The sequence below is a fragment of the Mesorhizobium sp. M0802 genome (assembly GCF_040320115.1).
In the GTDB taxonomy this organism is placed as follows: Bacteria; Pseudomonadota; Alphaproteobacteria; order Rhizobiales; family Rhizobiaceae; genus Mesorhizobium.
Window position 1 is genome coordinate 1 of the sequence record NZ_JAMYOY010000049.1, and the last position, 5,287, is coordinate 5,287.

Below are 5,287 nucleotides of genomic sequence, written 5' to 3' on the forward strand. Positions count from 1 at the left end.
CCCCCCCCCATTATTTTAAACCCCCCCACCCCCTCAACACCCTTTCTTGACCGTCGGGTGGGTACGGTTAGTTGATAAAGCCCAAGGTTGTGGGCCGGTCTGTTCGACGTCCATTCACCCGACTCTGGGCGCATTTCGGGCACTGCAATCTCCCGCGGCCGGACAACGCGCGATGACGATCATTTCAACCAGTACGGAAAAGCGCTCTTTTCATTCGATTTTTTCACCGCTAGAGCACTAATGACAGATCGGCAGGGCGCAGAATGACACTTTACCGGGCCAACCCGAAGCACGGCGTCGCCTGGATAACCGGCGGCAGCAGCGGCATCGGCCGTGCGCTGGCCAAGGACCTCGCGGCAAAGGGCTTTGTCGTCGCGGTCACCGCACTCGACGGCGACCCACTCGACGCGCTCATCGTCGAGACGGCGCAGATGCCGGGACGTGTCGTCGCCTACCCTTGCGACGTCACCGATGAGCCGCGCATGGCAAGCACGGTGGCGGCGATTGAAAAGGAGCTCGGGCCGATCGTGCTCGCCGTCTTCAACGCCGGCAACTACATCGCCACGCCCGGCGAAGACCTCAGGGTCCGCGACTTTCGCCAGACCTTCGAGGTCAACTATTTCGGTATCATCAATGGCCTCGTCCCGCTCATGGAGCGCATGCGCATCCGTGCGCGCGGCCATATTGTGCTTGTCGGATCGGTTACCGCCTATTTCGGCTGGCCGACCACGGCGGCCTATGGCGGCTCGAAGGCGGCGATCAACATCTTGGCCGAGTCGCTGAAATACGATTTCGACAAGATGAATGTCCGGATCCAGGTGATGAATCCGGGCTTCATCGACACGCCGCTGACCGAAAAGAACATGCTGCCGATGCCGGGACTGATGCCGGTCAACCGCGCCTCGCGCCGCATGCTGCGCGGCATCGAGCATGGCGGCTTCGAGGTTACCTTCCCTCACCGGCTGAGCTGGGGGCTGAAGGTGCTGGCACTGCTGCCAAGGCCAGTCTGCCGGTGGTTCATCAGCACGGCGACCCGCTGGACAGGGCGGCCGCTGAATTTCGACCGCAAGCCGCCGAACCAATAGCTGTCCACAGTCCGGCTGTTGCCTGACTGCACCGGCCGCCATAGGCTTTAGAATTGTTGTGGAGTCTGAGATGGGGCGACGGATCGTGCTTGCGGTGCTGGGCGTCGTCATCATCCTTGTCTTGGCCCTCCTGCTTGGTCCGCGCGTTCCCGTCGACACAACAATCAGCTTCGACCCCAAAGTGATCGGCGACGATCCGCAAGCGTATATTGCGCGCGAAGAGGCTGCCGTGCCCAACGTTCGCGACGGGCTCGAGAAAGAAATCATCTGGGCCGATCCGATGGTTCACGCCAGGACGCCATTGGCGATCGTCTATATCCATGGCTTTTCGGCATCGAAGGGCGAGGTTCGCCCGCTGGCCGACGAGGTCGCCGACCAACTCGACGCCAACCTTTTCTACACCCGCCTCACCGGTCATGGGCAGGACGGCGCTGCTATGGCGCAAGGCAGCGTCAATGCCTGGATCAACGACTATGAGGAGGCGCTCGCCATCGGCCGGGCCATCGGCGACAAGGTGATCGTCATCGGCACCTCGACCGGTGGATCGCTGGCGGCATGGGCGGCGACTGAGCCTGGCGCATCGGACGGCGTCGCTGCAATCGCATTCATCTCGCCGAATTTCGGCATCAGGGCTTCAGGCGCCGAGCTGCTGACCATGCCCTGGGGCAGGCAGATCGCCGAGTTCGTCGGCGGCAAGGAGCGCAGCTTTACGACCCGCAACGCGCTGCACGGGAAACTCTGGACGCACACCTATCCAATGGCGGCCGTGCTACCGATGGCGGCGCTGACCAACCTTGCCTACGCAGCGCCTGTGGAGAAGGCAACCATACCGGCGCTGTTCATCTTCTCGGATTCCGACAAGGTGGTGCGCCAGGATCGCACCCGCGAAATCGCCGGCCGCTGGGGCGCACCGCATGAACTGGTGCCCGTCGACGACAATGGCGATCCCGACGACCACGTCATTGCCGGCGACGCGCTGTCGCCCTCGACCACGGCATTCCTGGCGCAGCGGATCGTCGTGTGGGTTCAGGCAATTACCGGGCAGCCCTAAACGAAAAAGGACGGCCGAAGCATTGCCCCGACCGTCCTCATACTCGATCGTCAGCAATCAAGCCAGGCTCGACGAGCCTGACCGGTTCGTCTGATCAGGCAGCCCGCGCCGCGGGCCGCTTGCCGCCGAAGCGGCGCTTGTTGTTGCCCTTGAAGGCCTTGGCGCCTTCCGGCTTGCGCTCGCTTGCACCCGCAAAGGCCGGCTTGTCACCAAAACGCTTCTTGGCGAAGCCGTTGTTCTGGCCACCGGGCCGCCTGCCGTCGCGACGGCCATTGCGGTCGTTGCGATCATTGGCGGGCTCGAAGCGCTCGTTCTTTTCGGCCGGATTGCGCACCGGATCCGGGCTGCCGAGATGGTCGGCAACGATCGGCAGCTTGCTGCGGATGATGCGCTCGACCTGACGCAGCTTGCTGTTTTCGGAAGGATCGCAAAGCGTGATGGCGATGCCGTCCATGCCGTTACGGCCGGTACGGCCGATGCGGTGGACATAGCTTTCGGCCTCATCCGGCAGGTCGAAATTCACCACATGGCTGATGCCGGGAACGTCGATGCCGCGCGCCGCGATGTCGGTCGCCACGAGAATGCGCACCGAGCCCTCGCGGAAATCGTTGAGCGCCTTCTGGCGGGCGTTCTGCGACTTGTTGCCGTGGATGACGGCGGCCTTGAAGCCGTCGCGTTCGAGGTCCTTGGTCACCCGGTCGGCGCCATGTTTGGTGCGCGAGAAGATGATGACGGACTTCATCGCTTCGTCGGCGAGCATCGTCGACAGCACCTGGCGCTTCTGCTTGGTGCGGGCAAAGACAACGCCCTGCACGATTTCGGCAGCAGCGGTGCTCTGCGGCGCGACTTCGACGCGGATCGGGTTCTTCAACAGGCCCTTCGCCAGTTCGGCGATTTCATTGGGCATGGTGGCCGAGAACAGCACCGTCTGACGGTCGGGCGCGGTCGCCTTGGCGATCCGCTTGACGTCGTTGATGAAGCCCATGTCGAGCATGCGGTCGCCCTCGTCGAGCACCAGCCATTTGGTGTCGGAGAGGATGAGGTCGCCCTCGCGCACCAGGTCGGTCAGGCGGCCGGGCGTGGCGATCAGGATGTCGACGCCGGGCGCAACCTTCTTCACCTGGCTGAAGCGCGAGACGCCGCCAAGCACGAGAGCGGTTGAGACATGCGCGCCCTTGGCGAGGATCTTGATGGTGTCCTCGATCTGGACGGCGAGTTCGCGCGTCGGCGCCAGGATCAGCGCACGGGTGGTCTTGGCCCGGCGCTTGGTGCCGAGCGCGATGATCTTCGACAGGATCGGCAGCGCGAAGGCCGCGGTCTTGCCGGAGCCGGTTTGGGCGATGCCGAAGATATCACGGCCTTCCATCTGCGGCGGGATCGCCTGCGTCTGGATCGGCTTCGGCTCGGTGAAGCCGGCGCCATGCGTCGCCTTGAGCAGCGCGCCGGTGATCCCAAGAGCTGCGAAACCGGTAAGGTCCGCAGTGGTGCCGGTCGAGATTGCGTTACCGGCTGAGGTGTTTTCGTTGGTCAAAATAGTCTTCTTTCACGCGGTCTTGGCCGCAAACATCAATGGCGGCAGGGCGCAACCTGCCGTCGAAAAATTTGATATGAAACGACAAGGCGGGCGGACGGTAACGTCCACTCGGCTGCGCTGTCGTGCCCGCAGGCGTCATGCCACGGGGCTCTTTCGCCACTTCGTGATGTATCGGAAAGAGAGGCCGATATACCGGAAAGAGGGAAAACAGACGCAACCAGTCTCATTTGTCGAGAAGGCCGGAATCTCCGGCCCAAGCGCCTATGGGCTGCATATGGCTGAGTTCGCTCCGGAATGCAAGGGGCCACATGTTGCAGCGCAATAATCGAGGCCGAAAGCGGCGCTTGCACACGCCTGCAGCCATCATTACCACAAAGGCAGCTGCCATTTCTGGGGACCGAGCGATGAAGGACGTGCTGAAGGAACTTGAGCGCCGCCGCGAGATCGCCCGCATGGGCGGCGGCCAGGCCCGCATCGACGCCCAGCACAAGAAGGGCAAGCTCACCGCGCGCGAGCGCATCGATGTCTTTCTCGACGAAGGCTCGTTCGAGGAGTTCGACATGTATGTCGAGCATCGCTCGACCGACTTCGGCATGGAGAAAACCAAGATCGCCGGCGATGGTGTCGTCACCGGCTGGGGCACCGTCAATGGCCGTCCGGTCTATCTCTTCGCCAAGGATTTTACCGTCTTCGGCGGCTCGCTGTCGGAGGCTCACGCCGAAAAGGTCATCAAGGTGCAGGAGATGGCGCTGCGCAACCGCGCGCCGATCATCGGCATCTACGACGCCGGCGGCGCCCGCATCCAGGAAGGCGTGGCGGCGCTAGGCGGCTATGCCGAGATCTTTCAGCGCAACGTGCTCGCATCCGGCGTCATTCCTCAGATTTCCGTGATCATGGGCCCGTGCGCCGGCGGCGACGTCTATTCGCCTGCGATGACCGATTTCATCTTCATGGTCCGCGACACCTCTTACATGTTCGTCACCGGGCCGGATGTGGTCAAAACGGTCACCAACGAGACGGTGACCGCCGAGAGCCTTGGCGGCGCGTCCGTCCACACGACCAAATCGTCGATTGCCGACGGCGCCTACGACAATGACGTCGAGGCGCTGTTGCAGATGCGCCGGCTGGTAGACCTTTTGCCCGCGTCAAATACGTCGGAGCTTCCTGAGATCGAGTGCTACCAGTCGGTCACCGACCATGATCTGTCGCTCGACCGGCTGATCCCGGACAACGCCAACAAGCCTTACGACATCAAGGAGCTGATCCTCAAAGTTGCCGATGAAGGCGACTTCTTCGAAATCCAGCAGAACTTTGCCAAGAACATCGTCACCGGTTTTGGCCGCGTCGAGGGCCGTACCGTCGGCTTCGTCGCCAACCAGCCGATGGTGCTGGCCGGCGTGCTCGATTCCGACGCAAGCCGCAAGGCGGCGCGCTTCGTGCGCTTCTGCGACTGTTATTCCATTCCCATCGTCACCTTCGTCGACGTGGGGGGGGGGGGGGGCCGCCCCCCCCCCGGATAATGGGGGGGGGGGAAACCAGGGGGGGGAAACCCGGTTTGCGGAGCCGCCGCGGCCCGGGCGCGCAAAAACCACCAGACCCCCCCACCCCAAAGGGGGG

Annotated in this window: 3 protein-coding genes and 1 pseudogene; 3 read left to right on the plus strand and 1 reads right to left on the minus strand. The window is 63.2% G+C overall.

Going from position 1 to position 5,287, the window contains the following annotated elements; translation table 11 throughout:
- Nucleotides 1-263: 263 nt before the first annotated feature.
- Both NKI10_RS30725 and NKI10_RS30730 read left to right on the plus strand, forming a co-directional pair.
- Nucleotides 264-1,085, plus strand: coding sequence for an SDR family oxidoreductase (locus NKI10_RS30725; RefSeq protein ID WP_023698793.1), 822 nt, complete (start codon nt 264-266; stop codon nt 1,083-1,085).
- 70 nt (nt 1,086-1,155) lie between these two features.
- Nucleotides 1,156-2,136 carry an alpha/beta hydrolase gene (locus NKI10_RS30730; RefSeq protein WP_352862604.1) on the plus strand — a complete coding sequence of 327 codons (981 nt, stop codon included), beginning with the start codon at nt 1,156-1,158 and terminating at the stop codon, nt 2,134-2,136.
- A 94-nt stretch (nt 2,137-2,230) separates the two neighbouring features.
- On the opposite strand, the gene NKI10_RS30735 is transcribed toward NKI10_RS30730, so the two are convergent.
- The gene (locus NKI10_RS30735; RefSeq protein WP_023672782.1) at nt 2,231-3,667 is read right to left on the minus strand and encodes a DEAD/DEAH box helicase; all 1,437 of its coding nucleotides are present in this window, start codon (nt 3,665-3,667) and stop codon (nt 2,231-2,233) included.
- Nucleotides 3,668-4,074: 407 nt separating this feature from the next.
- Between NKI10_RS30735 and NKI10_RS30740 the strand changes: the two are divergent.
- A pseudogene (locus NKI10_RS30740) lies at nt 4,075-5,163 on the plus strand (acyl-CoA carboxylase subunit beta); the annotation flags it as partial.
- Between the last annotated feature and the right edge of the window lie 124 nt (nt 5,164-5,287).